We start from the raw sequence: 23172 nt of genomic DNA, 5'->3' as shown, positions 1-23172 counted from the left end.
GCGCTGCATCGATCTGGTCGTATGCCTTGGCTTCGCCGCCGAACTTGGAGGACAGCACGGTAGCAATCGCTGCCGTCAGCGTGGTCTTGCCGTGGTCCACGTGGCCGATCGTGCCCACGTTGACGTGAGGCTTGGTGCGCTCGAACTTTCCTTTTGCCATTTTTCCGACTCCGAAAAAAATCTATACCAATACAACTGGATTTCGGCGCAACCAGAATCGGACGCACCTGAAAGTGGTGCCCATGGCGGGAATCGGACCCGCGACCTCTCCCTTACCAAGGGAGTGCTCTACCACTGAGCCACATGGGCAACTTGACGCCGCTCGCGCGACATCAAAATTGCTAACTCAACAAACCAGCACAAACAAGCAATGGAGCGGGAGACGGGAATCGAACCCGCGTCATTAGCTTGGAAGGCTAGGGTTCTACCATTGAACTACTCCCGCATCGGCCAACAACCTCTGCGCGCCTGACAAAGCCAAAAGCAAAGCCAAACATCGACCTCAACACTACTCGCTCACTGGTGGAGGGGACTGGATTCGAACCAGTGTAGGCGTAAGCCAACAGATTTACAGTCTGCCCCCTTTAGCCACTCGGGCACCCCTCCGGAGAATTTCGAATTATAGCACTAGTTTTTTGCGGCCCGAAGAAATTCCCAAATCCTCGCCATCAGTCCCACAAGAAAGACTCAGGACTGCATGCGTCACTGGTGCGGCTGGCGGGGATCGAACCCACGACCCTTGGCTTCGGAGGCCAATACTCTATCCACTGAGCTACAGCCGCACGGTAAAACTGACGCAGCCCCACATTATCGCACGCAACCAACCCACCAGGATCGGCGCCACCCAACCCCAACACGAGAAGAGCAAAACACCCACTTCACAAGGAGAGACCGCGAGCCTCGGCATCCCCAGACACTGGGAGCGACAACCCCAGCCCCAGCAAAAAAGCATCGGTACTCGCCCCACCAACCACCACCAGATCAAAGCCCCCCTCACTCAGTATCCAGTTTCTGATAAGCCCGTCGAACAAGGCATGCAAGCCAATCGCCGCCTCGATGGACGCGACAGGCAAGACAACCCCCTGCGCCTGCGCGCCCAGCTCAAAGTCACGCGCCAGTTGCCGCGTAAAACCATCCGACGCAGCCATGTGGCGATCACGAACCCCCACAAGTTCACCCACATACTCCACCTTGTAGAGCGCAATCTCAAAAACCCTGCGCGTTCGCTCGTCAGAAGCCACACTGCGCAGCACAAACGCCATCACAGCCCGCAGTCGCTGCACGGGATTCGGACAAGTACTGCTTTCAAACTCACCGCAGCCCTGCTCTAACGGAAGAGTCATCCGGTCCATCATGGCATTGAAGAGATCCACCTTGTCCTTGAAGTGCCAGTAGATCGCCCCCCGCGTAGCACCGGCGGCCTGAGCAATGTCACTCAGCGAAGCACGCGAAACCCCCCTCTCCCAGAAGACATGCTCCGCCGCATCAATCAGGCTATTGCGCGTGGCAATTGCATCTTCCTTGGTTCGACGCGCCATTGGTAATTGCCTCCTTATGTTCAATACTAAGTACCCACACTTTATGCAAAGACATCGGGGCATCGCAATTATACATTCATGTCTGTATGTATAATCGCGCACTTATTTCGTCGGGCTCTGATCTTGGACTGCCTCCGACCGAGGGGCCATCCCCTACAACCCCTTTCCTTGACGCCAATCAAAAGGACTCCCATGCCCACATCCCGTGACGCATCTACCACCGCCTCCTTTCGCGCCTCCCCAACTCACAGGGCCGCCTCTCTGGTCGCCGCTACTGCGGCAGCGCTCCTACTGGCCTCATGTGGCAAGGCGGACGGCCAAGCCGCAGCCGGAGGACCGCAGATGCCCCCCGTGGAGGTCGGCGTTGTGACTGCGACCCCTGGCGACGTCGGGTTGATCACTGAATTGCCAGGCCGTGTCGAGGCCTCGCGGGTTGCGCAGGTACGGGCTCGCGCTGCAGGCATCCTGCAGCAACGCCTTTTTAAGGAAGGCAGTGATGTGAAGGCAGGACAACCACTGTTTCGCATTGACCCTGCACCCTATGCTGCAGCATCCGAGAGTGCGCGGGCCAGTCTGGCAAAAGCGCAGGCCAACCTCGCGCAGGCCAGCGCGCAGGTGGAACGCTATCGCCCACTGGTAATTGCCAACGCTATCAGCAAACAGGACTTCGTGAACGCCGAAGCCGCCGAGAAGCAGGCACAGGCGGATGTGGCCACCGCCAAGGCCGCAGTACGCACCGCCGACATCACTCTGGGCTACGCCAGCGTGACATCGCCCATATCGGGCCGTATAGGCCGCGCCTTGGTTACTGAAGGGGCATTGGTGGGGCAAGGAGAAGCCACCCCCCTGGCCGTGGTGCAGCAAATCGACCCCGTGTACGTGAACTTCACCCAGTCGGCCAGCGATGTCTTCCAGTTGCGCCGGGCCATGGAAAGCGGCCAGTTCAAGCGCGCCGGAAGCGCAGAGGCCGCGAGCGTCAAGCTCGTTCTGGGCGATGGAACCGAATACGCCCAGGCAGGCAAGCTGCTGTTCACCGATCTGTCGGTGGACTCCACCACCGGTCAGGTCACATTGCGCGCGGAAGTCCCCAACCCCAAGGGTGAGTTACTACCGGGTCTGTATTTGCGCGTACGCATCGAACAAGCACAGGCCAGTAACGCCATCACCCTGCCCCAGCAGGCAGTCACACGCACCCAGCAGGGTGACTCGGTGAGCGTAGTGGGTGACGATGGCAAGGTGTCTCCACGCACCATCAAGGTCAGCGCCGCCCAGAACAACCGGTGGGTGGTTCTTGACGGGCTGAAGGCGGGGGAGAAAGTCATGGTGGACGGTTTTCAGAAACTGCAGATGCTGCCCCCGGGCACACCTGTGAAACCCGTCCCATGGCAAGCCCCAGGAAGCGCTTCCGCACCTGGTGCACTTTCGGCACAGGCCGCCACACCTGCTGCATCTGCCGCTTCGGCATCGAAGCCATAAGGGGCACTCCAGCATGGCCAAGTTCTTTATCGACCGCCCCATCTTTGCATGGGTGATCGCGCTGTTCATCATGGTGATGGGCGGCGTGGCGATCACGCAGCTACCTATTGCACAGTACCCGCCAGTGGCCCCCCCGGCCATCGTCATCAACGCAGCGTACCCCGGTGCATCCGCGCAAACCCTCGAAGACAGCGTGCTGTCGGTGATCGAACGCGAGATGAACGGTTCGCCCGGGCTGATCTACATGGAATCCGTCGCACAGGCCGATGGCTCCGGCAGCATCACCCTGAGTTTTCAACCCGGCACCAATGCCGACCTGGCACAGGTGGACGTGCAAAACCGTTTGTCACGTGCAACGCCCCGCCTACCCTCCGCCGTAACGCAGCAAGGTGTGCGCGTGGACAAATCGCGCTCCAACTTTCTGCTGTTCACCATGCTCTCGTCCACCAACCCGGCAACGGACACGGTGGCCCTGGGTGACTATGCATCGCGCAACGTCGTGCCCGAACTGCAACGCCTGAAAGGCATCGGCCAGGCGCAGCTTTTTGGTACGGAGCGCGCCATGCGCATCTGGATCGATCCCGCCAAGATGGTGAGCTTCAACCTCTCGGCCGCCGAGATCACGGCCGCAATCCGCGCACAAAACGCCCAGGTGGCCAGCGGCACCATCGGCGATCTGCCCAACATCGCAGGCCAGGCGATCGCAGCCACCGTCGTGGTCAACGGCCAGCTCTCCAGCGTGGAGCAGTTTGGCAACATCGTTCTGCGGGCCAACACCGATGGGTCCACGGTGCGCATCAAGGACGTGGCACGCGTGGAACTCGGTGGCCAGGCCTATGCCACCGCTGCACGACTGAACGGCAAGCCCGCCGTGGGCATCGGCGTCCAGCTCTCCCCCAGTGGCAACGCCCTGGAAGCTGCCAAGGCCGTTCGCGCCAAGATGGATGAACTCTCGCGCTACTTTCCTGAAGGCATGAGCTGGAGCATCCCGTACGACAGCTCACGCTTTGTGGACATCTCTATCAGGCAGGTGGCAGAAACCCTGGTGGAAGCGGTGGCGCTGGTGTTCCTCGTGATGTTCCTGTTCCTGCAGAACTGGCGCTACACCATCATCCCCACGATCGTGGTGCCCATTGCTCTCCTGGGTACATTCGCCACGCTGCTGGCGCTGGGGTTCTCGATCAACGTGTTGACGATGTTTGGCATGGTGCTGGTGATCGGCATCGTGGTGGACGATGCGATCGTGGTGGTGGAAAACGTCGAGCGCATCATGAGCGAAGAAGGGCTCTCGCCCCTGGAGGCCACGCGCAAGGCCATGCGCCAAATCTCGGGCGCCATCATTGGCGTGACCGTGGTGCTGATTTCAGTATTCGTGCCACTGGCCTTCTTTGCGGGGTCCACCGGCAACATCTACCGCCAATTCTCGGCAGTGATGGTGGCATCCATTGCTTTCTCGGCCTTCATGGCGCTGTCGCTCACGCCCGCACTGTGCGCCACTTTGCTCAAGCCTGTGGAAGCCGGCCACCACCATGAAAAGCGCGGTTTCTTCGGCTGGTTCAACCGTGGCTTCTCGCGCACGGCCAAGGGGTATGAAGGTTTTGTCTCGCGCATGCTCAAGCGGGCAGCGCGCTACCTCGTCATCTACGCAGCCATCATTGGCGCCGTGGCCGTGGTGTACATGCGGCTGCCCACATCGTTCCTGCCCAGCGAGGACCAGGGCAACATCATTGTCAACGTACAACTGCCACCCGGCGCCACACAAGAGCGCACGCTGGCCGTGATGCAGCAGGTCGAGGAGTTCATCCTCAAACAGCCCGAAGTGCAAAGCATGGTGGGCGTGCTGGGGTTCAGCTTCTCCGGCCAGGGCCAGAATGCCGCCCTTGCCTTTGTGACATTGAAGGACTGGAGCGAGCGCCACGGCCCAGGCCAGTCGGCACAGGACGTCGCCAGCCGGGCTTTCGGGGGGTTGATGGGCATCCGCGATGCGTTCATCTTCCCGTTGAGCCCGCCACCTATTCCCGAGCTTGGCAACGCCAGCGGCTTCACGTTCCGCCTGCAGGACCGCGGGGGTGCCGGGCACGAAGCGCTGGTGAAGGCGCGCAACCAGCTGCTGGGCATGGCCTCGCAAAGCAAGGTGCTGACCCAGGTACGCCCGGATGGCCTGGAAGACGCCCCGCAGTTGCAGATCGATATCGACCGCGACAAGGCCAACGCGCTGGGCGTGCCGTTTGATGCGATCAATTCGGCACTGTCCACCGCGCTTGGCTCGAGCTACGTGAACGACTTCCCGAACCAGGGCCGCCTGCAGCGCGTGGTGGTGCAAGCCGACGCCCCGGCGCGCATGCAACCGGATGACCTGTTGAAGATCAACGCCGGCAACAGCCAGGGCAAGCCCGTGCCCCTTTCGGCATTTGCCACAACGCGCTGGGCGAACGGCGCGCAGCAAACGGTGCGCTACAACGGCTATCCGGCAATGCGCATATCGGGTGCGCCCGCCCCGGGTTTCAGCACCGGTGCCGCGATGGCCGAGATGGAAAAACTCGCGACCCAGTTGCCCGCAGGCTTCGGCTTTGAGTGGACAGGCCAATCCCGCGAAGAAAAACTGGCGGGTGCACAGTCGCTGATCCTCTACAGCTTCGCCATCCTGGCCGTGTTCCTGTGCCTGGCAGCGCTGTACGAAAGTTGGTCGATCCCGCTGGCCGTGATCCTGGTGGTGCCCCTGGGCGTGCTGGGTGTACTGCTGGCCACCCTGCTGCGCGGCTATGCCAACGACGTCTACTTCCAGGTGGGGCTGATCACGATCATCGGTCTGTCTGCCAAGAATGCAATTTTGATCATCGAATTTGCGAAAGACCTGCAGGCCCAGGGCAAGAGCGTGATCGAGTCGGCACTGGCGGCGGCCCACCTGCGGTTCCGTCCCATCGTGATGACCTCGATGGCCTTTGGCCTGGGGGTCCTGCCGCTGGTGATCGCATCGGGGGCCGGTTCGGCCAGCCAGCGCGCCATTGGCACCGGCGTGCTGGGTGGAATGGTCACTGGCACGGTGCTGGCCGTGTTCTTCGTGCCCGTGTTCTTCGTAGTGGTCCGCAGCCTGTTCAAAGGCAGCGCGCGCCAGCAGGAAATGAACCGCCGCCATGCAGAGGAAGCAGGAGTTGGAACCCATGACTAGTCACCCACGTACCACCGCCATCGCGCTGGCAACAGCCCTGCTGCTGGGCGGTTGCTCGTTCATACCGACGTATGAGCGCCCCGCGGCGCCCGTGCCAGCCACTTACGCCACGAGCGCCGCCGCCACGCCAAACGCCGCAGCGGCAGCGCCCTGGCAGGACTATTTCGCCGAGCCCCGGCTGCGCCAACTTATCGAAGTGGCCCTGGCCAACAACCGCGATCTGCGGGTGTCCGTGCTCAACATCGAGCAGGCACGCGCAACGTTCCAGGTGCGCAGGGCAGACCTGTACCCGGGCGTGGGCTTGGCCGCCAACGCGAGCCGCGCGCCCGCCACGGGCACCGGCGACCTGACCAACTCGTTCAGTGTCGGCCTGGCGGTCACGGCCTGGGAGATCGACTTCTTTGGCCGCATTGCAAGCCTCAAGGAACAGGCCCTGGCGCAGTACCTCGCCACCGAAGAAGGTCGCAACGCTGCGCAAGTGAGCCTGGTGGCCGCCGTGGCCAACGGCTGGCTGAACCTGCTGGCCGATGAAGAGCTGCTGGACCTGTCACGCCAGACCCTAGCCTCGCGGGACGAGTCTGTGCGCCTGACCAAGATGCGCCTGGATGCAGGCGTTGCTTCCGAGCTCGATTTCCGCCAGGCCGAGTCGCTGACCCAGGCCGCACGGGCCACGCTGGCCCAGCAGCAGCGCCAGCGCGCGCTGGACGAAAACGCCCTGGCACTGCTGCTCGGGCAATCCCTGCCCGACGACATCCGTGCCAGCCTCGCAGGCAGCAGGCTGGCAGCGGCCCCCGCCATGGCGCAGTTGCCAGCGGGGCTGCCATCCGAACTGCTGACCCGTCGGCCCGACATCCGCCAGGCGGAGCAGCAGCTGATTGCAGCCAACGCCAACATCGGCGCTGCCAGGGCCGCGTTCTTCCCGCGCATTTCGCTCACCACCCAAGCTGGCACCGCCAGCGGAGAGCTGTCGGGCCTGTTCAAGAGCGGTTCGTGGGGATTCACCATTGCGCCGTCCCTGCTGCTGCCCATCTTTGATGCGGGCCGCAACCAGGCCAACCTGGAGAGCGCACGGGCCGGCCGCGGCATCGCCATCGCGCAGTACGAAAAAGCCATCCAGACAGCCTTCCGCGAAGTGTCGGACGCACTGGCAGGCCAGGCCACGCTGGGCGAGCAGGCGCAGGCGCAGCAGCTGCAGGCCCAGGCCGAGGCCTCACGGCTGCAGCTGTCCGATCTGCGTTACCGCAACGGCGTGTCGAGCTACCTGGATCTGCTGGATGCGCAGCGCTCGCTGTTCGCAGCGCAGCAGGCCGTGGTGCAGGTCAAACTCGCACAACTGCAAAACCAGGTGGCGCTGTACAAGGCCCTGGGTGGCGGAGCACCTGAAGCGGCAGCAGCAGGCAATCCATCCTGATACAAAAGACGGCCCCCTGACGCGCCGCAGTTTGTGGCGCGCGCAGGGTCGTGCCGTGTATCAGGGTCACGGCGTGCGCGGGCCTTACCCGGAGAACAACAGCCCCGCAGATATAATTTAAGGTTGATTTCATCAAAGCCCCCGATACACCAGAGGACGTCATGAGCGACAACCACCACGAAGAAGCCCATACCGGCCCGATCAAGAACCCCAAGCAGTTGCTGGTCGCGGTACTTTTCTCGTTTGTGATTCCAATCTTTGCCATCATTGGCTTGGTTCTGTACGTCACGTCGGCCGACAAGCCAGCCGCTGGCGCCGCCAATCCCGAGAAAGCCATTGCCGAGCGCATCCAGAAGGTGGGCATGGTCGAGATCCGTGATGCCAACCGCCCTCTGAAGGCCGGTGAAGAGGTGTACAAGGGCCAGTGCGCCGCGTGCCATGCCACAGGCGCTGCCGGTGCTCCCAAATTTTCGGATGCCGGCGCCTGGTCGGCCCGCATCGCAACCGGCTTTGAAACGCTGGTGCAATCCGCCCTGAAGGGCAAGGGCGCGATGGCTCCGCAAGGTGGCGGGGATTTCAACGACACCGAAATTGCACGTGCCGTGGCCTACATCGCCAATGCTGCCGGCGCCAAATTTGCAGAACCTGCAGCCCCCGCCGCCGCTGGCGCCGCTCCGGCAGCCGCAGAGGCAGCCCCTGCAGCCCCAGCCACTCCGGTGGCGGCGGCAGCCCCCGCCGCTGAGGCTGCTCCAGCCGCTGCCGCACCGGTTGCCGCAACCGCGGGCGCTGGCGAAGCCCTGTACAAGCAGGCGTGCCAGGTGTGCCATGCCGCTGGCGTGGCCGGCGCCCCCAAGTTTGGTGACAAGGCCGCCTGGTCGGCCCGCCTGCCTGCTGGCATCGATGCGCTGTACAGCAGCGTCGCCAAGGGCAAGGGCGCCATGCCTCCCCGTGGCGGTGCAGCACAGGCTTCAGACGCCGACCTGCGCGCAGCGGTCGAATTCATGGCAGCCGCCGCCAAGTAAATCAACACCCGTCCACTCGCGGCACCTTTCGGGGCGGAACACGGGGACAAAAAAGCCGGTCTTGCTGACCGGCTTTTTTTATGGGTGGGGGCCCGACACCGAGGGCGCCTTGGTTGGAGCCTGGGCCTGCGCCGCCCAGCGGCTGCTCGGGCTCATGACAAAGCCGTAGCGGCCAGGCAGGTCCTCCGCCCGCACCGCCTGCGGAAGCCAGCGCCCGGCTTCCACCGCTTCGGCCACCAACGGAACGTCCAGTGTGTGCACCAGGCCCACACCCTGCGCAGTGGTCAGGTAAACGCGGCCCTGTGCGTCCACCAGACAATCCTGCACCGCCGCGCCACTGCCCGTGTGGGACACCACCGAAAAATCAGCCTGTATGCGCCAGACCCAGGGCGTGGCTTCCAGCTCGACATACACCCGCTGGGGCCCGTTCTGGAAGAACCATTGACCCTGCCCATCGGGTTCGAAATTGCGTGCGATGAATTCGATGAGCTTTTCATGCTGCAGCAAGGACCCCTTGCTCTGCGGGAACGGTCCAGTGGCCTGGGCTTGGTCATCGCGCAGGTACCAATGGCCACGCGCGTCCAGGCCCAGCCAGCCGTAGCAGTTGGGCACGTTGGGCCACTTGGCCAGCGCCTGTTTGACGATGTCATCCATGCGGCGATTGTGCGCCCGCCCGCGCCCCGGCCTCTGTGTGTTCGGCCAGCCATCCGCCCACAGCGTCAGGCATCGCGCGCACATGTCCTGGCAGGCGACCATGGGCAAAACCCACATGGCCGCCGTGCGGAGGCTGCCACAGTGTGACGAACCCGTTGCGCACCTCGTGCGGCAGCGGAAGGCTGGCGGCCGGGACAAACGGGTCGTTGCGCGCATTGACCACCAGGGCCGGAATGCGGATGTGGTGCAGCAACGGCTTGGCCGACGCCCGCTGCCAGTAGTCCTCGGTGTTGCGAAAGCCGTGCAGCGGCGCGGTGAACACGTTGTCAAACGCATACAAGTCGCGCGCGGCCATCAGCGCCTGCCGATCGAACAACCCTGGGTGCTGCGCCAGCTTCTGCAACGCCTTGGGCACCAGGGTGCGCATGAACATGCGTGTGTAGACCTGCCGGTTGAAGCCGCGCCCAATGGCGTGCCCCCCTGCGGCCAGATCGACGGGCGAGCACACGGCAGCCACGGCATCGGCGCTGCGCGCGGCGTCCTCGCCCACCTCGGCCGCCCAGCGCAAGAGTGCATTGCCGCCCAAGGAGACCCCCACGGCCATCAAAGGCCCCTGGTGCGACGCCCGCAGGCGCTGCAGCATCCAGCCGATCTCGGCGTGGTCGCCCGAGTGGTAGGCGCGGGGCGCCCGGTTGATCTCGCCGCTGCAACCCCGGAAATGGGGCAACGCGCAGGCCCAGCCGCGCTCGCGCGCGAGATCGGCAAAAGCCTCGCAGTAGTGGCTGCGCGACGAGCCTTCCAAACCGTGAAAGACCACCAACAGCGGCCGGGGTGCCACAGACGCCGTGGCGCCCTCTTCCTGCAGGAAATCAATGTCCACAAAATCCCCGTCCGGCGTGTCCCAGCGCTCACGGCGGTATTCGGGGCGGGGGCCAAACACACGGCGCGAATACAGGGCCGGCCAGATGGTCTGTAGCTGGCCACCAGGCAACCATCGGGGTGCTACATACTTCATAGCAATAAACTCTTACAGATCATGCGCCAGGCAGCAAAAAAGCTTGAATGCAAGCCTACCGCCGCTCAGTGGAGCACGGGCCGCTGGGCATCCACCACCTGCGCGTCCGGCGCCACGCCAGGGCTCGCATGGTGCGCCACCAGGCGCCAGCCTTCCGGGGTCTTGTGATAGACGTTGGTGGCCAGCACCACGGCCTGGTGCAGACCGTCGGGCAGCATCACCTCGACCTGCTCGACCACGCTGTGCACAGCGCTCGTCAGCGCCACCACGCGATGCACCTGCAAGGGCCGCGCCCGCACCGTGCCATGCGAAAACATCGCCTCGAACGCAGTGCGAATCGCCCCCGCACCCAGCAGCCGGGGCCCGCCCGGATGCACACAAATGATGTCGTCGTCTTCGGCCCAGCAGGCCATCAAAAGCTCGATGTCGCCCCGCTGCAAAGCCTCGTAGAACGCGGCTTCGGTGTCGTCCGAGGAACCTCCGAGGGTGGCGGCACTGGCGCGGGAACGGGGCATGGTGGTCGGGGTGGGACGTCTGGGACAAAGTAGGATGGCATGGCGGCTGCGCGGCCCGCCATGTGCAGGGTGCTATTGTGCGGCCATCTCCCAAAGCCTTGCGCCGCGCCCGGAAAGTGGCGCCGGGTGCTGCACTTGTTGCAGAATCTGCCGAGCATCCGGTTTTTGGCACCTTGGCGTCTTGGCTCCGTGCCCCAACCTGTCCCTGAACCCCACTTGGCAAACCCCACCATGATCCAACGCATTCTTGCCCTTTTGGCCGCCGTGCTGGCGTTGAGCGCATTGACCGGCTGCGGCTACAACGACTTCCAGCGGCTGGACGAGCAGTCCAAGGCCGCGTGGAGCGAGGTCCTCAACCAATACCAGCGCCGTGCGGACCTGGTGCCCAACATCGTCGCCACCGTCAAGGGCGAGGCGAACTTCGAGCAGGAAACCCTGACCCGCGTGGTCGAGGCGCGCGCCAAAGCCACCTCCATCCAGGTCACGCCCGAAACCCTGAACAACCCCGAGGCATTCAACAAGTTCCAGCAGGCGCAGGGCGAATTGTCGGGTGCGCTGTCTCGGTTGATGGTGGTCTCTGAGCGGTATCCCACGCTGCAGGCCAACCAGGGCTTCAGGGACCTGCGCGTGACGCTGGAAGGCACCGAGAACCGCATCACCGTGGCACGCAACCGCTACATCCAGACCGTGCAGGAATACAACGTGCTCGCGCGCAGCTTCCCCACCAACCTGACCGCCATGGCGTTCAGCTATCCCCCCAAGCCCAGCTTCACCGTGGCCAACGAGGCCCAGATCTCCGCACCACCCACCGTGGATTTCTCCGCGTCCAAGCCCAAGCCTTGAACGCAGCCCGTCTCGTCGCTGAAAATTTAAGAAAAATATGCCTCTAGCGCTTATCCATAAAGCGCTAACAGCTATATTATTTATAGCAATTGCACTGCCTTGGGCACATGCCGACGGCAGCTTGCAGCCCGTGCCCGCGCTCACCAGCCCCGTCATCGACCAGACCGGCACCCTGAGCGCCGCCGACAAGGCCACGCTCGAAACACAGCTGCACACGCTGGAGCAGACCCGGGGCGCGCAGGTGGTGGTGCTGATGGTGCCCACTACCGCCCCCGAGGACATCGCATCGTTCGCCAACCGCGTGGGCAACGCCTGGAAGATCGGGCGCCGCGACGTGGGTGACGGCGTGCTCGTGATCGTGGCCAAGAACGACCGCAAGATGCGCATCGAGGTCGCCAAGGCCCTGGAAGGGGCCATCCCCGACATTGCAGCGGCGCGCATCATCGACGGCGCCATGAAACCCCGGTTCCAGCAAAACGACTATGCAGGCGGGCTGGGCGCGGCCATCACCCAGCTCTCCGCACGCATTGCCGGCGAAGCGTTGCCAGCACCCGCCAGCAGCGGCAACAACACGACCCACAGCCCAAACAGCAGCCGCGACGGATTCGATTGGACGGACCTCGCCGTCTTCCTCTTTTTCGGCGTGATCGTGGCTGGGCCCCTGGCGCGCAGCATTTTTGGCAGCCGCCTGGGTGGCCTTCTCATGGGTGGGGGTGTGGGTTTCCTGGCCTTCGTGGTCACCTCCAGCCTGATCGTGGCGGGCGGCGCGGGCCTGCTCGCACTGCTCTACACCTGGATCTTCGGTGGCTCCGGCGGCAGCAGCAGCCCCCGGCGTGGCCGAGGCGGTGCGGCGACCGGAGGTTGGGGGGCTGGTGCCGGCGGCGGCTGGAGCGGCGGTGGCAGCAACAGCGACAGTGGCGGATTCAGCTCGGGCGGCGCTGGGGATTTTGGAGGCGGCGGCGCCTCGGGGGACTGGTGAACATGGAATCAGCAACAGCCACCTCCATCACCGCTCTACCAGCTGCACTTTGGCGCCTGGTGCGCCACCGGTGGTGCGAGCCCCAGGCGCGCCGTGCGCTGCCTGGTGAGACCCTGGAGCGCCTCGCCGCGCAGGTGGCCGCCAGCGAACAGCAGCACATGGGCCAGATCCGCATCGTCGCCGAAGCCAGCCTGCCCTGGAGTTACCTACGCCGGCATGCGAGTGCGCGCGAACGCGCCCTCATGCTGTTCAGCAAATACCGCGTGTGGGACACCGAGCACAACAACGGCGTGCTGATCTACCTGCTGCTGCCCGAGCACGCGATAGAGATCGTGGCCGACCGGGGCCTCGCCCGCCATGTGGCACCGGACGAATGGCGCGATGTCATTGCGCTCATGGCCCCTCGCTTTCGCCAGTTGGAGTACGAAGAGGGCCTCGTGCAGGCCATCGAGGCAGTTTCGTCCCGCCTCGTCCGGCACTTTCCACGCCCCCCGGACACCCCCGGGCACAACGAATTGCCCGACGCACCGGTGATTCGCTAGCGCCCCACGCGACGTATCCCCGTGATCAGACTCCCCGAAAACAGGGGTGGTCTCGAGTGCCATGGACAGGCCAGAAGGCCCTCCAAAAAAAAGCGCTGGAACACCGCAGGGACCTGGTTTCGGAGTGTCCTCGCTGAACTCGCCGTGTGGCATAGTGCGCTCCTTCGTTCGATTTTCACTGTCCCAAATCGGCAGCAGGGTTTTCCTCTAAAAACCCTTCTTTCGGACGCCGCCATCCACCAAAGCAGGGGACTCCACGCGAAGTTCCCGACGCATTGTTTCCAATACTGGAACAGTTAGTTTGCGACCCGGTGGTTTTTCTTCCGCTTCTACCCGCGTACAGTTCAACCCATCGATGAGCCGAACCCGCAAGGCGACTCACCGAACCCGGTTTGAAGCAGCTTTCCTCTCTCGCTCTTTGTTCCGGTTTTTTTGAGACGCTTTTTTAACTTCAAGGATTTTCATCATGAACAACACCGCACGTTTCCTCTCCATCGCCGCTGTGGCCGCTTTCGCTTCCTTCGGTGCCCAGGCTGACGAAGCCGATGCTTCGCAGTTCGCCACCAAGTTCGACACGAACCGCACCCGCGCTGAAGTGGCTGCTGAAGCCGCTACCGTGGCACAGACCCGCTCCATCGAGCCTGCTGGCTCGCGTGTAGTGACTTACAAGTCCACCGCTGACCGCGCTGCTGTGCGCAGCCAGGCTGCGGATGCCGTGCGCACCGGCCAGATCCCTTCGGGTGAGCGTGGTTGATTCTTGTTGAATCCACGGTTCACACGTTTTCGTATTCCCAAGTACCTCGTCCCCATTTTTTGAATTTCACTGGAGTTTCACCATGAACAAGACCGCACGTTTCCTCTCTATCGCCGCTGTGGCCGCTTTCGCTTCTTTCGGTGCCCAGGCTGACGAAGCCGATGCTTCGCAGTTCGCCACCAAGTTCGACACGAACCGCACCCGCGCCGAAGTGGCTGCTGAAGCCGCTACCGTGGCACAGACCCGCTCCATCGAGCCTGCTGGCTCGCGTGTGGTGACTTACAAGTCCACCGCTGACCGCGCTGCGGTGCGTGCTCAGGCTGCTGAAGCCCTGCGCACTGGCCAGATCCCTTCGGGCGAATTCAGCGCCATGTAATTCCCAAGGCCCCATGCATTGCGCATGGGGCGGGTGATTGCAGACGCCAAAAAGGCCGGGGTCCCGTGAGGGGCCCCGGCCTTTTTTGCATGGGGCCGTGGGCTGTAATTCAAAAGGCCCCATCCAACGGGGATGCCCGGACAATAGTCTCGCCACCAACCCCGAACACCAAGATGCCTTCCAGCTACCGCTCCGTTGACCATGTCATGCTGCGGCTCGACGCGGTCGAGCCTTTGTTCAGGCGCTTCAGCGAGACCTTCGGCCTGCCCGTCGCCTGGCCCTTGCAGCGCACCGATTTCGCCACGTACGGTGGGTCCATGCGGGCAACACGGACCTGGAGTTTTGGGCAGCCACCTCCAATAGCGATCTTCCCGCCCATGCGCAACCGCCCCTGATCCACGGCTTTGCATTGGAGCCGGCCCAGCCCTTGTCAGAAAGTCTCGGGTGGGTGAATGAGGCAGGCATCACCAACAAGCCTCCCCGCACCTTCCAGTCCGAGAACACCCAGGGCGAGCTGGTCACAAATTTCACCAATGCGGTGCTGCTCGACCTGTCCGCCCCCAGCTGCTGCGTGTTCTTTTGCGAATGGGACCCGCACGCAGCCATCTACCCCTGGTCAGAAGCTGCCACGCCGGTACACCGCCGTGCGCAACATCGGCAGGCCCTGCTGCATCGTGAGGGTGGCCCTCTGGGGATCATTGGACTGCGCGCCATACGCATGGGCACACCAGATATCGAAACACTCGGGCGCCAATGGCGAGCGCTCGCCGGCTCGCACTCCGGGCATTCGATTGCGCTCACGCCCGACATCTCCCTGGAGCTGGTTCCCGGACGCCATCTGCGGATTGAATCACTGTCGTTTGGCGTACGCTCGCTGGCCGTAGCGCGCGCCTTTCTGGCCAGCCGCCTGCTGCTTCAGGCGGATACGGGGAATGAGCTCTCCGTGGCCTGTGAAGGTTTACAGATCCGTCTGGTAGAAGCATCCCCAGCGTTGCCTTTGCCTTGAGTCACTCCACGGTCGCCTCACGTAGCTCACGTCTTTTGCACGAAGCGGGCATAAAAAAAACCCGGCATGGCCGGGTTTTTTTGGGCGGATCCGCAAGGTCCAGAGTCACTTCTTCTGGCGAAACTTGCGAAGCGCTGCAATCTGCGCAGCCATCACGGCCAGTTCAGACTGGGCCTTGGCCAGGTCGATCTCGCTCTTGGCATTCTTCAGGGCTTCCTCAGCAGAGGCCTTGGCGGCATTGGCCTTCTCGTCGTCCAGGTCCTTGCCACGGATGGCGGTATCGGACAACACGGTCACGCAGTTGGGCTGCACTTCCAGAATGCCACCGGCCACGAAGACAAACTCTTCGGAACCGTCAGCCATTTCGATGCGCACCGAGCCCGGCTTGATACGGGTGATCAGCGGGGTGTGGCGGGGATAGATGCCCAACTCGCCAGCTTCACCAGGCAGCGCCACGAAACGCGCTTCACCGGAGAAGATGGACTCTTCGGCACTGACCACATCAACGTGGATGGTGTTCATCATTGCTCCTAGGAAAAGAGGGGTTGCTGAATTGCTCAGGATGGCCGGGCAGCACAGGGCTGCTCAGCCGCCGGGCAATCAGGCCACCTTCTTGGCCTTTTCGAAGGCTTCGTCAATGGTGCCCACCATGTAGAAAGCTTGTTCTGGCAGGTGATCGCATTCGCCGGCCACAATCATCTTGAAACCACGGATGGTTTCCGACAGTGGAACGTACTTGCCTGGCGAGCCCGTGAACACTTCGGCCACGTGGAAAGGCTGCGACAGGAAACGCTGGATCTTGCGCGCGCGGGCCACGGCCAGCTTGTCTTCAGGAGCCAGTTCGTCCATCCCCAGAATGGCGATGATGTCGCGCAGTTCCTTGTAGCGCTGCAGCGTGCCTTGCACCGCACGGGCCGTGGCGTAGTGGTCTTCACCCACGACGTTCGGGTCCAGCTGGCGGCTGGTGGAGTCCAGAGGGTCCACGGCGGGGTAGATACCCAGCGAAGCGATGTCGCGCGACAGCACCACGGTGGAATCCAAGTGGGCAAACGTCGTGGCAGGCGATGGATCGGTCAAGTCATCGGCAGGCACGTAAACGGCCTGGATGGAAGTGATCGAACCCACCTTGGTCGAGGTGATACGTTCTTGCAGACGGCCCATTTCTTCAGCCAGCGTAGGCTGATAGCCCACGGCGGAAGGCATACGGCCCAGCAGGGCGGACACTTCGGTACCGGCCAGGGTGTAGCGGTAGATGTTGTCCACGAAGAACAGCACGTCACGGCCTTCGTCGCGGAACGACTCGGCGATGGTCAGGCCGGTCAGCGCCACGCGCAGACGGTTGCCTGGGGGCTCGTTCATCTGGCCATACACCATGGCAACCTTGGACTCTTCGAGCTTCTCCAGGTTCACCACGCCGGAATCGGCCATTTCGTGATAGAAGTCGTTCCCTTCGCGGGTACGCTCGCCCACACCAGCGAACACCGACAGACCGCTGTGGGCCTTGGCGATGTTGTTGATGAGTTCCATCATGTTCACGGTCTTGCCCACGCCAGCGCCACCGAACAGACCCACCTTGCCGCCCTTGGCGAACGGGCAGACCAAGTCGATCACCTTGATGCCGGTTTCCAGCAACTCTTGCGAAGGCGACAGTTCGTCGTACGCAGGGGCCTTGCGGTGGATGGATGCCGTCAGTTCCTGGCTGACAGGACCACGTTCATCGATGGGCGCGCCCAGCACGTCCATGATGCGGCCCAGCGTGGCCTTGCCCACGGGCACCGTGATCGGCGCGTGGGTGTTGGTCACCATGATGCCGCGGCGCAGGCCATCGGAAGACCCCAGCGCAATGGTACGCACCACGCCGTCGCCCAGCTGCTGCTGCACTTCCAGCGTCAGGGTCGAGCCGTCGAGCTTCAGAGCGTCGTAAATCTTGGGCATCTGGTCGCGCGGGAACTCAACGTCCACCACAGCGCCGATACATTGAACAATCTTGCCTTGCACTTGAGCCATTTTTCGCTCCAATTTAGATGTTGGTTGAGCCGCTTACACAGCTGCGGCGCCGGATACGATTTCCGAAAGTTCTTTCGTGATCGCTGCTTGGCGCGTCTTGTTGTAGACCAGCTTCAACTCGCCAATGACGCTGCCGGCGTTGTCGGTGGCAGCCTTCATGGCCACCATGCGTGCCGACTGCTCGGACGCCATGTTTTCCGCAACCGCCTGGTAGATCAGGGACTCGACATAGCGGACCAGCAGATCGTCGATCACGGTCTGTGCATCGGGCTCGTAGATGTAGTCCCAGCCATGTTCGGTCTTCTCGGCCTGCATCTGCGCGGACGACAGAGGGAGCAGCTGCTCCACCACTGACTCCTGCTTCATGGTGTTGATGAACTTGGTGTAGCTCAGGTACACCGCGTTGATCTTGCCTTCTGCATACGCATCGAGCAGCACCTTCACGGGGCCGATCAGCTTGTCCAGATGGGGGGTGTCGCCCAGACCCGTCACGTGCGAAACCACCTTGGCGCCGACACGGTTCAGAAAACCCAGGCCCTTGTTGCCGATGGCAACCGCCTCGGTGGACACGCCAGCACCCTGCAGCTCACGCAGCTTGGACGTCACGACGCGCAACACGTTGGTGTTCATGCCACCACAGAGGCCCTTGTCGGTCGTCACCACGATCACGCCCGCCGTCTTGGCATCGTTCACTTTCATGAACGGATGCACGTATTCCGGATTGGCGTGGCCGAGATTGGCTGCAATGTTGCGGATCTTCTCGCTGTAAGGGCGGGCAGCCCGCATCCGTTCCTGCGCCTTGCGCATTTTGGATGCAGCCACCATTTCCATGGCTTTGGTGATCTTCTTGGTGTTTTCCACCGATTTGATCTTGCCGCGTATTTCCTTGCCTGCTGCCATGATGGCTCCTCGTCCGGTTTAAGCGAACGACTTCTTGAACGCGCCGATGGCAGCGGTCAATTCGGCTTCTGCGTCCTTGTCCATGGCCTTGGCCTGTTCCAGCTTGGCCAGCAGAGCGGCGTGGCTGGTTTTCAGGAACTGGTGCAGGCCGTGTTCGAAGTCGAGAACCTTCTTGACATCGATGTCGTCCATGAAGCCCTTGTTCACTGCAAACAGCGTAGAGGCCATCAACGAAATGGACAACGGGCTGTACTGCGCCTGCTTGAGCAGTTCGGTCACGCGGGCACCGCGGTCCAGCTGCTTGCGGGTGGCTTCGTCCAGATCGGAAGCGAACTGCGCGAACGCAGCCAGTTCACGGTACTGGGCCAGGTCGGTACGGATACCACCGGACAGGTTCTTCACCAGCTTCGTCTGGGCAGCACCACCGACGCGCGACACCGAGATACCGGCGTTGATGGCGGGGCGGATACCGGCGTTGAACAGGCTGGTCTCCAGGAAGATCTGGCCGTCCGTGATCGAGATCACGTTGGTAGGCACAAAAGCGGACACGTCGCCAGCTTGCGTTTCAATGATCGGCAGAGCCGTCAGCGAACCCGTCTTGCCCTTGACTTCACCCTTGGTGAAGGCTTCGACGTAATCGGCGTTCACGCGGGCTGCGCGTTCGAGCAGACGGCTGTGGAGATAGAACACGTCGCCAGGATAGGCTTCACGGCCTGGTGGGCGACGCAGCAGCAGCGACACTTGGCGGTAAGCCACGGCTTGCTTGGACAGGTCGTCATACACGATCAGGGCGTCTTCGCCACGGTCGCGGAAGTATTCGCCCATCGTGCAGCCCGAGTAGGCCGACACGTACTGCATGGCGGCCGATTCGGAGGCCGATGCGGCCACCACGATCGTGTAGTCCATGGCACCGGCTTGTTCCAGTGCGCGCACAACGTTCTTGATCGACGAAGCCTTCTGACCGATGGCGACGTAGATACAGGTCACGCCCTGGCCCTTCTGGGCAATGATGGCGTCGATGGCCACGGCCGTCTTGCCGGTCTGGCGGTCACCAATGATCAGCTCGCGCTGGCCACGGCCCACAGGCACCATGGAGTCGATGGACTTCAGGCCGGTCTGCAGGGGTTGGTCCACCGATTTACGGGCGATCACGCCCGGAGCGACCTTTTCGATCACGTCGGTGAGCTTGGCGTTGATGGGACCCTTGCCGTCGATCGGCTGGCCCAGAGCATTCACCACGCGGCCAATCAGCTCAGGGCCCACGGGCACTTCCAGAATGCGGCCCGTGCACTTGACGGTGTCGCCTTCCGAGATGTGTTCGTACTCACCCAGAATCACGGCGCCGACGGAGTCGCGCTCGAGGTTCAGAGCCAGACCGTAGGAAGGTTGACCGTCCTTGGTGGCGGGGAACTCAAGCATTTCACCTTGCATCACGTCCGACAGGCCGTGAACGCGCACGATACCGTCCGACACGGACACCACGGTACCCTGATTGCGGATATCGCTGCTGGCAGCCAGACCTTCGATGCGGCTCTTGATGAGTTCAGAAATTTCTGCGGGATTGAGTTGCATGACTCTTTCCTTCTTTCTTTGGTTCGCTGTCCTCGCCGCGTGTTACGCGGTGAGGGCCGCTTTCATTTGTTCAAGACGGGCCTTGACCGAAGTGTCCAGCACCTCGTCACCCACCACTACGCGAATGCCGCCAATCAAAGACTCGTCCTGCTGAACGGCGAGATTGAGCTTGCGGCCGAAGCGCTTTTCCAGCGCTGCGCTGACCTCGGACAGTGCGGCACTGTCCATCGGAAAGGCGCTGTACACCACGGCATCCGAAGAGCCGCTACGGCGATTCACGAGGGCACGAAACTGCGCAGCCACTTCCGGAAGCGCGTTGAGGCGCCCGTTGTCGATGACCGTGCGCAGAAAGTTCTTGGCCGTGTCGGACAGCGCCGAGCGCGCCACACCCGTGACAACTGCAAACACCTGGTCTGCGGTCACCTTGGGGTTGTCCGCCAGCTGGCGCAACTGGGGGTTGGCGGCAATGGCCGCCAGTTCATCGACCCAGTCAGCAGTGCTGGCCAGGTCCATGCCCGCACCCGCAGTCGCGGCCTTGAACAGAGCATCCGCGTAAGGGCGGGCAATGGTGGCGAGTTCAGCCATGTGTGTCCCCTTACAGCTCGGTCTTCAAGCGGTTGAGCAGGTCGGCGTGAACGCCGGCATTGACTTCCTTGCGGAGAATCTGCTCAGCCCCCTTGACGGCCAGCGCAGCGACCTGCTCACGCAGGGCCTCGCGGGCTTGCACGGTTTGCTGTTCGGCTTCGGCACGTGCGGAAGCGACAATCTTGTTGCCCTCTTCCGTGGCGCGTGCCTTGGCTTCTTCGATGATGGCCTGGGCACGTCGGTCGGCGTCCGCAAGACGCGAGGCCGTTTCGTTGCGCGCCTGTGACAATTCCTTCTCGACGCGCTGGTTCGCAGCGGTCAGTTCGGACTTGGCACGGTCGGCAGCAGCGAGGCCTTCGGCGATTTTCTGGGCTCGTTCATCCAACGCCTTCGCGATCGGGGGCCACACGAATTTCATCGTGAACCACACCAGGATCAAGAAGACGATGGCCTGAATGAACAGGGTCGCGTTGATACTCACGGCAACACCTTTCTAGAGTGGCGTTGAACGGGACTTACTTGGGCAGGTTGGCCAAGAACGTCGAAGCGAAGGGGTTGGCGAATGCGAACAGCAGGGCGATGGCCACGCCGATCAGGAAGGCAGCGTCGATCAGACCGGCCAAGATGAACATCTTGGTTTGCAGTTCGTTGATCAGTTCAGGCTGACGTGCCGACGATTCGAGGAACTTGCCACCCATCAGTGCGATACCGATGGAAGCGCCGATAGCGCCCAGACCAACGATCAGACCACAAGCCAGAGCGACGAGACCGAGAATGTTTTCCATGATGACTCCTGAGTAAAAAAGAAAAGTTAAGGAAAGAAAAAGCGAAAGGGAAACTTAGTGCGCGTTGTGCGCCTGACCGAGGTAGATCAGCGCAAGCATCATGAAGATGAACGCTTGCAGCGAGATCACCAAAATGTGGAACAGCGTCCAGATGGTGCCAGCGATGACGTGGCCCACAGGCAGCAGCACACCCGACAGCGACAGTGCAGCTGCGCCGCCCATCAGGGCAATCAGCATGAACACCAGTTCGCCAGCGTACATGTTGCCGAACAACCGCATGCCATGCGACACGGTGTTGGCGACATATTCAATGATCTGCATCAGCAGGTTCACCACGCCCAGGATCAGGGCGAAGATGGGATTCTTGCTGGTGCCGAATGGCGCCGACACGAGTTCGTGCGCCCAGCCGCCAGCGCCCTTGATTTTGACGCTGTACCAGAAGCGCAGGATCAGGATGGCAAACGCCAAGCCCAGGGTGGTCGACAGGTCGGCCGTCGGCACGACACGCAGGTAGGCGTGGTGAGGGTCATGGCCGGCAGCACCGTAAATCTGGGCCCAGATGGCGGGCAGCAGGTCCACAGGCAGCATGTCCATGAAGTTCATCAGGAAGATCCAGACGAACACCGTGAGACCCAGAGGGGCGATGAACTTGCGGCTTTCGGCGTTGTGGATGTTGGCCTTGGCCTGATTGTCCACCATCTCGACCAGCATCTCCACCGCAGCCTGGAAGCGGCCTGGGACGCCAGAGGTTGCCTTACGGGCAGCTGACCACAGAATCAAAAGGGTGAGGGCACCCAGAACCAAACCCACGATGATCGAGTCATAGTTGATGACGGTGAAATCAACAATCTTGGTCTGGTTGACGTTTTGAAGATGCTGCAGGTGGTGAACGATGTATTCACTTGCAGTCGGAGCGTGCGCTTCTGCGGCCATCGGACAACTCTTCTCTATATCAATCGGTTTTTCGGACACTAGGCCGCACCAAAAGTGCCACCCAGTACGTTTTCATTGCGACCACCATGCCAACCAGCAAGGCAATCCAGCTCAAGCCCGGCACCAGCCGAGGTGCCACTGCAAGCAGCGCCACTGTCAGCACGATCTTGGCGATCTCCCAGCCAAAGAACCCCACCATGGCAGCACGCGGATTGGAAGACGCCGAATGACGCAACACACCGCGCGCAAACAAAGCTGCCGGAGCCACCACAGCCAGCGCACCATAAGCTGCAGACCAGCCCACCGATGCCCTGCCCGTCAGAACCCAGGCCACCAGGGCCACCAGCATTCCGACCAGCGCCTGACCTGCCACCACCTTCCATACCGAGATGGAAGGATTGCGACTGCGCCACTGCTCTGCCTCTTGGGCCGTCAGGGGCTTGAAGTCAGATTCTTCAGCCTCAATTTCAGTCTCAGGCGGGATTGTTTTCATCGTTGAATGACGCCCGCGTTACAGACTGCAACTTTCACAAAGCCTCTAATTATAAGTAAAAACCCGTGACGCTCGACAAAGACTTGCAAGCCCGGACTGAAACCGGTGCGTGTGTGTGCTCTGTTGTGGCGACAGTCCAACGGCTTTTTTCCTTTCTTCCGCACCGCCATGCACTGGTCTGGGGCATGCCGTCGTGCGCCAGGCGCTAGTACGACAACCCCGCTGGCGCACAATGGCAAAGCCCTGCCAGCTATTGAAACCGAAGCAGCATTCACCATGACATCCTCCAGCCCACCACCTGCCAACGGCCTCGACGCACAGACTAACGATCCGCGCAAAGACTCGTTGATCGAATACCCCTCCAGGTTCCCCATCAAGGTCATGGGCGCCAAGGTGGACGGCTTTGTGCATGCTGTCACTGAATTGGCCCGCCAGTTTGATCCAAGCTTTGACGCTGGCACCATTGAACTTCGCGACAGCCGCGCTGGCAATTACCTCGGAGTAACCATCACCATCACTGCGACCAGCCGCGAGCAGCTCGACGGCCTGTACCGTGCGCTGTCGTCGCATCCCATGGTGAAGGTGGTTCTGTAGCCC

Annotated in this window: 26 protein-coding genes and 4 tRNA genes; 12 read left to right on the top strand and 18 right to left on the bottom strand. The window is 62.3% G+C overall.

The window, feature by feature from the left end:
- The 6 genes from IB243_RS26080 to IB243_RS26055 all read right to left on the bottom strand — a co-directional run.
- A partial coding sequence (locus tag IB243_RS26080; protein ID WP_255509277.1) for a GTP-binding protein occupies positions 1-160 on the bottom strand: 160 nt, incomplete at its 3' end.
- 74 nt (positions 161-234) lie between these two features.
- A tRNA-Thr gene (locus tag IB243_RS26075) sits at positions 235-309 on the bottom strand.
- Positions 310-371: 62 nt separating this feature from the next.
- Positions 372-445: transfer RNA gene (locus IB243_RS26070), tRNA-Gly, on the bottom strand.
- A 75-nt stretch (positions 446-520) separates the two neighbouring features.
- Positions 521-606 (bottom strand) — tRNA-Tyr (locus IB243_RS26065).
- Between the two features lie 100 nt (positions 607-706).
- Positions 707-782: transfer RNA gene (locus IB243_RS26060), tRNA-Arg, on the bottom strand.
- A gap of 96 nt (positions 783-878) precedes the next feature.
- The gene (locus tag IB243_RS26055; RefSeq protein ID WP_192429997.1) at positions 879-1538 is read right to left on the bottom strand and encodes a TetR family transcriptional regulator; all 660 of its coding nucleotides are present in this window, start codon (positions 1536-1538) and stop codon (positions 879-881) included.
- A gap of 192 nt (positions 1539-1730) precedes the next feature.
- Here IB243_RS26055 and IB243_RS26050 point away from each other — a divergent pair, with 192 nt between their 5' ends.
- From IB243_RS26050 to IB243_RS26035, 4 genes are all read left to right on the top strand, one after another.
- Positions 1731-3014 (top strand): efflux RND transporter periplasmic adaptor subunit, encoded by a 1284-nt coding sequence (locus IB243_RS26050; RefSeq protein WP_192429996.1) that lies wholly within the window; start codon positions 1731-1733, stop codon positions 3012-3014.
- Between the two features lie 13 nt (positions 3015-3027).
- A complete protein-coding gene (locus tag IB243_RS26045) occupies positions 3028-6183 on the top strand; it encodes an efflux RND transporter permease subunit (RefSeq protein ID WP_192429995.1) in 3156 nt (1051 codons plus the stop codon).
- Entirely contained in the window at positions 6176-7594 is a 1419-nt protein-coding gene (locus tag IB243_RS26040) for an efflux transporter outer membrane subunit (RefSeq protein WP_192429994.1), read from the top strand. Before IB243_RS26045 ends, IB243_RS26040 begins: the two co-directional genes overlap by 8 nt.
- A gap of 161 nt (positions 7595-7755) precedes the next feature.
- Positions 7756-8616 carry a cytochrome c5 family protein gene (locus tag IB243_RS26035; protein WP_192429993.1) on the top strand — a complete coding sequence of 287 codons (861 nt, stop codon included), beginning with the start codon at positions 7756-7758 and terminating at the stop codon, positions 8614-8616.
- Positions 8617-8694: 78 nt separating this feature from the next.
- Here IB243_RS26035 and IB243_RS26030 read toward each other — a convergent pair whose 3' ends face one another.
- The 3 genes from IB243_RS26030 to IB243_RS26020 all read right to left on the bottom strand — a co-directional run bounded on the left by IB243_RS26030 (position 8695) and on the right by IB243_RS26020 (position 10800).
- A complete protein-coding gene (locus IB243_RS26030) occupies positions 8695-9270 on the bottom strand; it encodes a DUF2946 family protein (RefSeq protein WP_192429992.1) in 576 nt (191 codons plus the stop codon).
- Positions 9263-10285: a YheT family hydrolase gene (locus IB243_RS26025; RefSeq protein WP_192429991.1), complete on the bottom strand. Its 1023-nt coding sequence runs from the start codon at positions 10283-10285 to the stop codon at positions 9263-9265. Before IB243_RS26025 ends, IB243_RS26030 begins: the two co-directional genes overlap by 8 nt.
- Positions 10286-10350: 65 nt before the next feature.
- The gene (locus tag IB243_RS26020) at positions 10351-10800 is read right to left on the bottom strand and encodes a nuclear transport factor 2 family protein (RefSeq protein WP_057225606.1); all 450 of its coding nucleotides are present in this window, start codon (positions 10798-10800) and stop codon (positions 10351-10353) included.
- A 231-nt stretch (positions 10801-11031) separates the two neighbouring features.
- Between IB243_RS26020 and IB243_RS26015 the strand changes: the two genes are divergently transcribed.
- From IB243_RS26015 to IB243_RS25990, 7 genes are all read left to right on the top strand, one after another.
- Positions 11032-11643, top strand: a complete 612-nt coding sequence (locus IB243_RS26015; protein ID WP_010467264.1) for a LemA family protein — start codon at positions 11032-11034, stop codon at positions 11641-11643.
- Between the two features lie 37 nt (positions 11644-11680).
- Positions 11681-12622, top strand: a complete 942-nt coding sequence (locus tag IB243_RS26010; RefSeq protein WP_192429990.1) for a YgcG family protein — start codon at positions 11681-11683, stop codon at positions 12620-12622.
- Positions 12623-12624: 2 nt separating this feature from the next.
- The gene (locus tag IB243_RS26005) at positions 12625-13164 is read left to right on the top strand and encodes a TPM domain-containing protein (protein ID WP_192429989.1); all 540 of its coding nucleotides are present in this window, start codon (positions 12625-12627) and stop codon (positions 13162-13164) included.
- A 466-nt stretch (positions 13165-13630) separates the two neighbouring features.
- Positions 13631-13918 (top strand): hypothetical protein, encoded by a 288-nt coding sequence (locus IB243_RS26000; protein WP_010465399.1) that lies wholly within the window; start codon positions 13631-13633, stop codon positions 13916-13918.
- A gap of 82 nt (positions 13919-14000) precedes the next feature.
- Positions 14001-14294: a DUF4148 domain-containing protein gene (locus IB243_RS25995; protein ID WP_192429988.1), complete on the top strand. Its 294-nt coding sequence runs from the start codon at positions 14001-14003 to the stop codon at positions 14292-14294.
- Positions 14295-14467: 173 nt separating this feature from the next.
- The gene (locus IB243_RS27215) at positions 14468-14689 is read left to right on the top strand and encodes a hypothetical protein (RefSeq protein ID WP_225585372.1); all 222 of its coding nucleotides are present in this window, start codon (positions 14468-14470) and stop codon (positions 14687-14689) included.
- Between the two features lie 14 nt (positions 14690-14703).
- The gene (locus IB243_RS25990) at positions 14704-15300 is read left to right on the top strand and encodes a hypothetical protein (RefSeq protein WP_225585371.1); all 597 of its coding nucleotides are present in this window, start codon (positions 14704-14706) and stop codon (positions 15298-15300) included.
- 105 nt (positions 15301-15405) lie between these two features.
- Here IB243_RS25990 and IB243_RS25985 read toward each other — a convergent pair whose 3' ends face one another.
- From IB243_RS25985 to IB243_RS25945, 9 genes are all read right to left on the bottom strand, one after another.
- On the bottom strand, positions 15406-15822 hold the full coding sequence (locus IB243_RS25985; protein ID WP_010467232.1) for a F0F1 ATP synthase subunit epsilon: 417 nt from the start codon (positions 15820-15822) through the stop codon (positions 15406-15408).
- A gap of 78 nt (positions 15823-15900) precedes the next feature.
- On the bottom strand, positions 15901-17307 hold the full coding sequence (gene atpD, locus IB243_RS25980) for a F0F1 ATP synthase subunit beta (protein ID WP_010467231.1): 1407 nt from the start codon (positions 17305-17307) through the stop codon (positions 15901-15903).
- A 33-nt stretch (positions 17308-17340) separates the two neighbouring features.
- Positions 17341-18207 carry a F0F1 ATP synthase subunit gamma gene (atpG, locus tag IB243_RS25975; protein WP_010467230.1) on the bottom strand — a complete coding sequence of 289 codons (867 nt, stop codon included), beginning with the start codon at positions 18205-18207 and terminating at the stop codon, positions 17341-17343.
- Between the two features lie 18 nt (positions 18208-18225).
- Complete coding sequence (atpA, locus tag IB243_RS25970; RefSeq protein WP_010467229.1) at positions 18226-19779, bottom strand: F0F1 ATP synthase subunit alpha; 1554 nt, start codon at positions 19777-19779, stop codon at positions 18226-18228.
- 42 nt (positions 19780-19821) lie between these two features.
- Positions 19822-20364, bottom strand: coding sequence for a F0F1 ATP synthase subunit delta (locus IB243_RS25965; protein ID WP_010467227.1), 543 nt, complete (start codon positions 20362-20364; stop codon positions 19822-19824).
- A gap of 10 nt (positions 20365-20374) precedes the next feature.
- On the bottom strand, positions 20375-20845 hold the full coding sequence (locus tag IB243_RS25960) for a F0F1 ATP synthase subunit B (RefSeq protein ID WP_007847746.1): 471 nt from the start codon (positions 20843-20845) through the stop codon (positions 20375-20377).
- 34 nt (positions 20846-20879) lie between these two features.
- Positions 20880-21149: a F0F1 ATP synthase subunit C gene (gene atpE / locus IB243_RS25955; RefSeq protein WP_007847749.1), complete on the bottom strand. Its 270-nt coding sequence runs from the start codon at positions 21147-21149 to the stop codon at positions 20880-20882.
- Between the two features lie 54 nt (positions 21150-21203).
- A complete protein-coding gene (atpB, locus tag IB243_RS25950) occupies positions 21204-22082 on the bottom strand; it encodes a F0F1 ATP synthase subunit A (protein WP_010467223.1) in 879 nt (292 codons plus the stop codon).
- A gap of 19 nt (positions 22083-22101) precedes the next feature.
- A complete protein-coding gene (locus tag IB243_RS25945) occupies positions 22102-22575 on the bottom strand; it encodes an ATP synthase subunit I (RefSeq protein ID WP_192429987.1) in 474 nt (157 codons plus the stop codon).
- Positions 22576-22851: 276 nt separating this feature from the next.
- Between IB243_RS25945 and IB243_RS25940 the strand changes: the two genes are divergently transcribed.
- On the top strand, positions 22852-23169 hold the full coding sequence (locus tag IB243_RS25940; RefSeq protein WP_010467220.1) for a YbeD family protein: 318 nt from the start codon (positions 22852-22854) through the stop codon (positions 23167-23169).
- Positions 23170-23172 lie beyond the last annotated feature (3 nt).

The sequence above is a fragment of the Acidovorax sp. ACV01 genome (assembly GCF_014851495.1).
Lineage (GTDB): Bacteria > Pseudomonadota > Gammaproteobacteria > Burkholderiales > Burkholderiaceae_C > Acidovorax > Acidovorax radicis.
This window is presented reverse-complemented; position numbering and strand designations above follow the sequence as displayed.

What these genes read in the sequence shown, in the direction of transcription:
- IB243_RS26055 (WP_192429997.1), bottom strand. Translation starts at nt 1,538, where the DNA reads ATGGCGCGTCGAACCAAGGAAGATGCAATTGCCACGCGCAATAGCCTG.
- IB243_RS26050 (WP_192429996.1), top strand. Translation starts at nt 1,731, where the DNA reads ATGCCCACATCCCGTGACGCATCTACCACCGCCTCCTTTCGCGCCTCC.
- IB243_RS26045 (WP_192429995.1), top strand. Translation starts at nt 3,028, where the DNA reads ATGGCCAAGTTCTTTATCGACCGCCCCATCTTTGCATGGGTGATCGCG.
- IB243_RS26040 (WP_192429994.1), top strand. Translation starts at nt 6,176, where the DNA reads ATGACTAGTCACCCACGTACCACCGCCATCGCGCTGGCAACAGCCCTG.
- IB243_RS26035 (WP_192429993.1), top strand. Translation starts at nt 7,756, where the DNA reads ATGAGCGACAACCACCACGAAGAAGCCCATACCGGCCCGATCAAGAAC.
- IB243_RS26030 (WP_192429992.1), bottom strand. Translation starts at nt 9,270, where the DNA reads ATGGATGACATCGTCAAACAGGCGCTGGCCAAGTGGCCCAACGTGCCC.
- IB243_RS26025 (WP_192429991.1), bottom strand. Translation starts at nt 10,285, where the DNA reads ATGAAGTATGTAGCACCCCGATGGTTGCCTGGTGGCCAGCTACAGACC.
- IB243_RS26020 (WP_057225606.1), bottom strand. Translation starts at nt 10,800, where the DNA reads ATGCCCCGTTCCCGCGCCAGTGCCGCCACCCTCGGAGGTTCCTCGGAC.
- IB243_RS26015 (WP_010467264.1), top strand. Translation starts at nt 11,032, where the DNA reads ATGATCCAACGCATTCTTGCCCTTTTGGCCGCCGTGCTGGCGTTGAGC.
- IB243_RS26010 (WP_192429990.1), top strand. Translation starts at nt 11,681, where the DNA reads ATGCCTCTAGCGCTTATCCATAAAGCGCTAACAGCTATATTATTTATA.
- IB243_RS26005 (WP_192429989.1), top strand. Translation starts at nt 12,625, where the DNA reads ATGGAATCAGCAACAGCCACCTCCATCACCGCTCTACCAGCTGCACTT.
- IB243_RS26000 (WP_010465399.1), top strand. Translation starts at nt 13,631, where the DNA reads ATGAACAACACCGCACGTTTCCTCTCCATCGCCGCTGTGGCCGCTTTC.
- IB243_RS25995 (WP_192429988.1), top strand. Translation starts at nt 14,001, where the DNA reads ATGAACAAGACCGCACGTTTCCTCTCTATCGCCGCTGTGGCCGCTTTC.
- IB243_RS27215 (WP_225585372.1), top strand. Translation starts at nt 14,468, where the DNA reads ATGCCTTCCAGCTACCGCTCCGTTGACCATGTCATGCTGCGGCTCGAC.
- IB243_RS25985 (WP_010467232.1), bottom strand. Translation starts at nt 15,822, where the DNA reads ATGAACACCATCCACGTTGATGTGGTCAGTGCCGAAGAGTCCATCTTC.
- atpD (WP_010467231.1), bottom strand. Translation starts at nt 17,307, where the DNA reads ATGGCTCAAGTGCAAGGCAAGATTGTTCAATGTATCGGCGCTGTGGTG.
- atpG (WP_010467230.1), bottom strand. Translation starts at nt 18,207, where the DNA reads ATGGCAGCAGGCAAGGAAATACGCGGCAAGATCAAATCGGTGGAAAAC.
- atpA (WP_010467229.1), bottom strand. Translation starts at nt 19,779, where the DNA reads ATGCAACTCAATCCCGCAGAAATTTCTGAACTCATCAAGAGCCGCATC.
- IB243_RS25965 (WP_010467227.1), bottom strand. Translation starts at nt 20,364, where the DNA reads ATGGCTGAACTCGCCACCATTGCCCGCCCTTACGCGGATGCTCTGTTC.
- atpE (WP_007847749.1), bottom strand. Translation starts at nt 21,149, where the DNA reads ATGGAAAACATTCTCGGTCTCGTCGCTCTGGCTTGTGGTCTGATCGTT.
- atpB (WP_010467223.1), bottom strand. Translation starts at nt 22,082, where the DNA reads ATGGCCGCAGAAGCGCACGCTCCGACTGCAAGTGAATACATCGTTCAC.
- IB243_RS25945 (WP_192429987.1), bottom strand. Translation starts at nt 22,575, where the DNA reads ATGAAAACAATCCCGCCTGAGACTGAAATTGAGGCTGAAGAATCTGAC.
- IB243_RS25940 (WP_010467220.1), top strand. Translation starts at nt 22,852, where the DNA reads ATGACATCCTCCAGCCCACCACCTGCCAACGGCCTCGACGCACAGACT.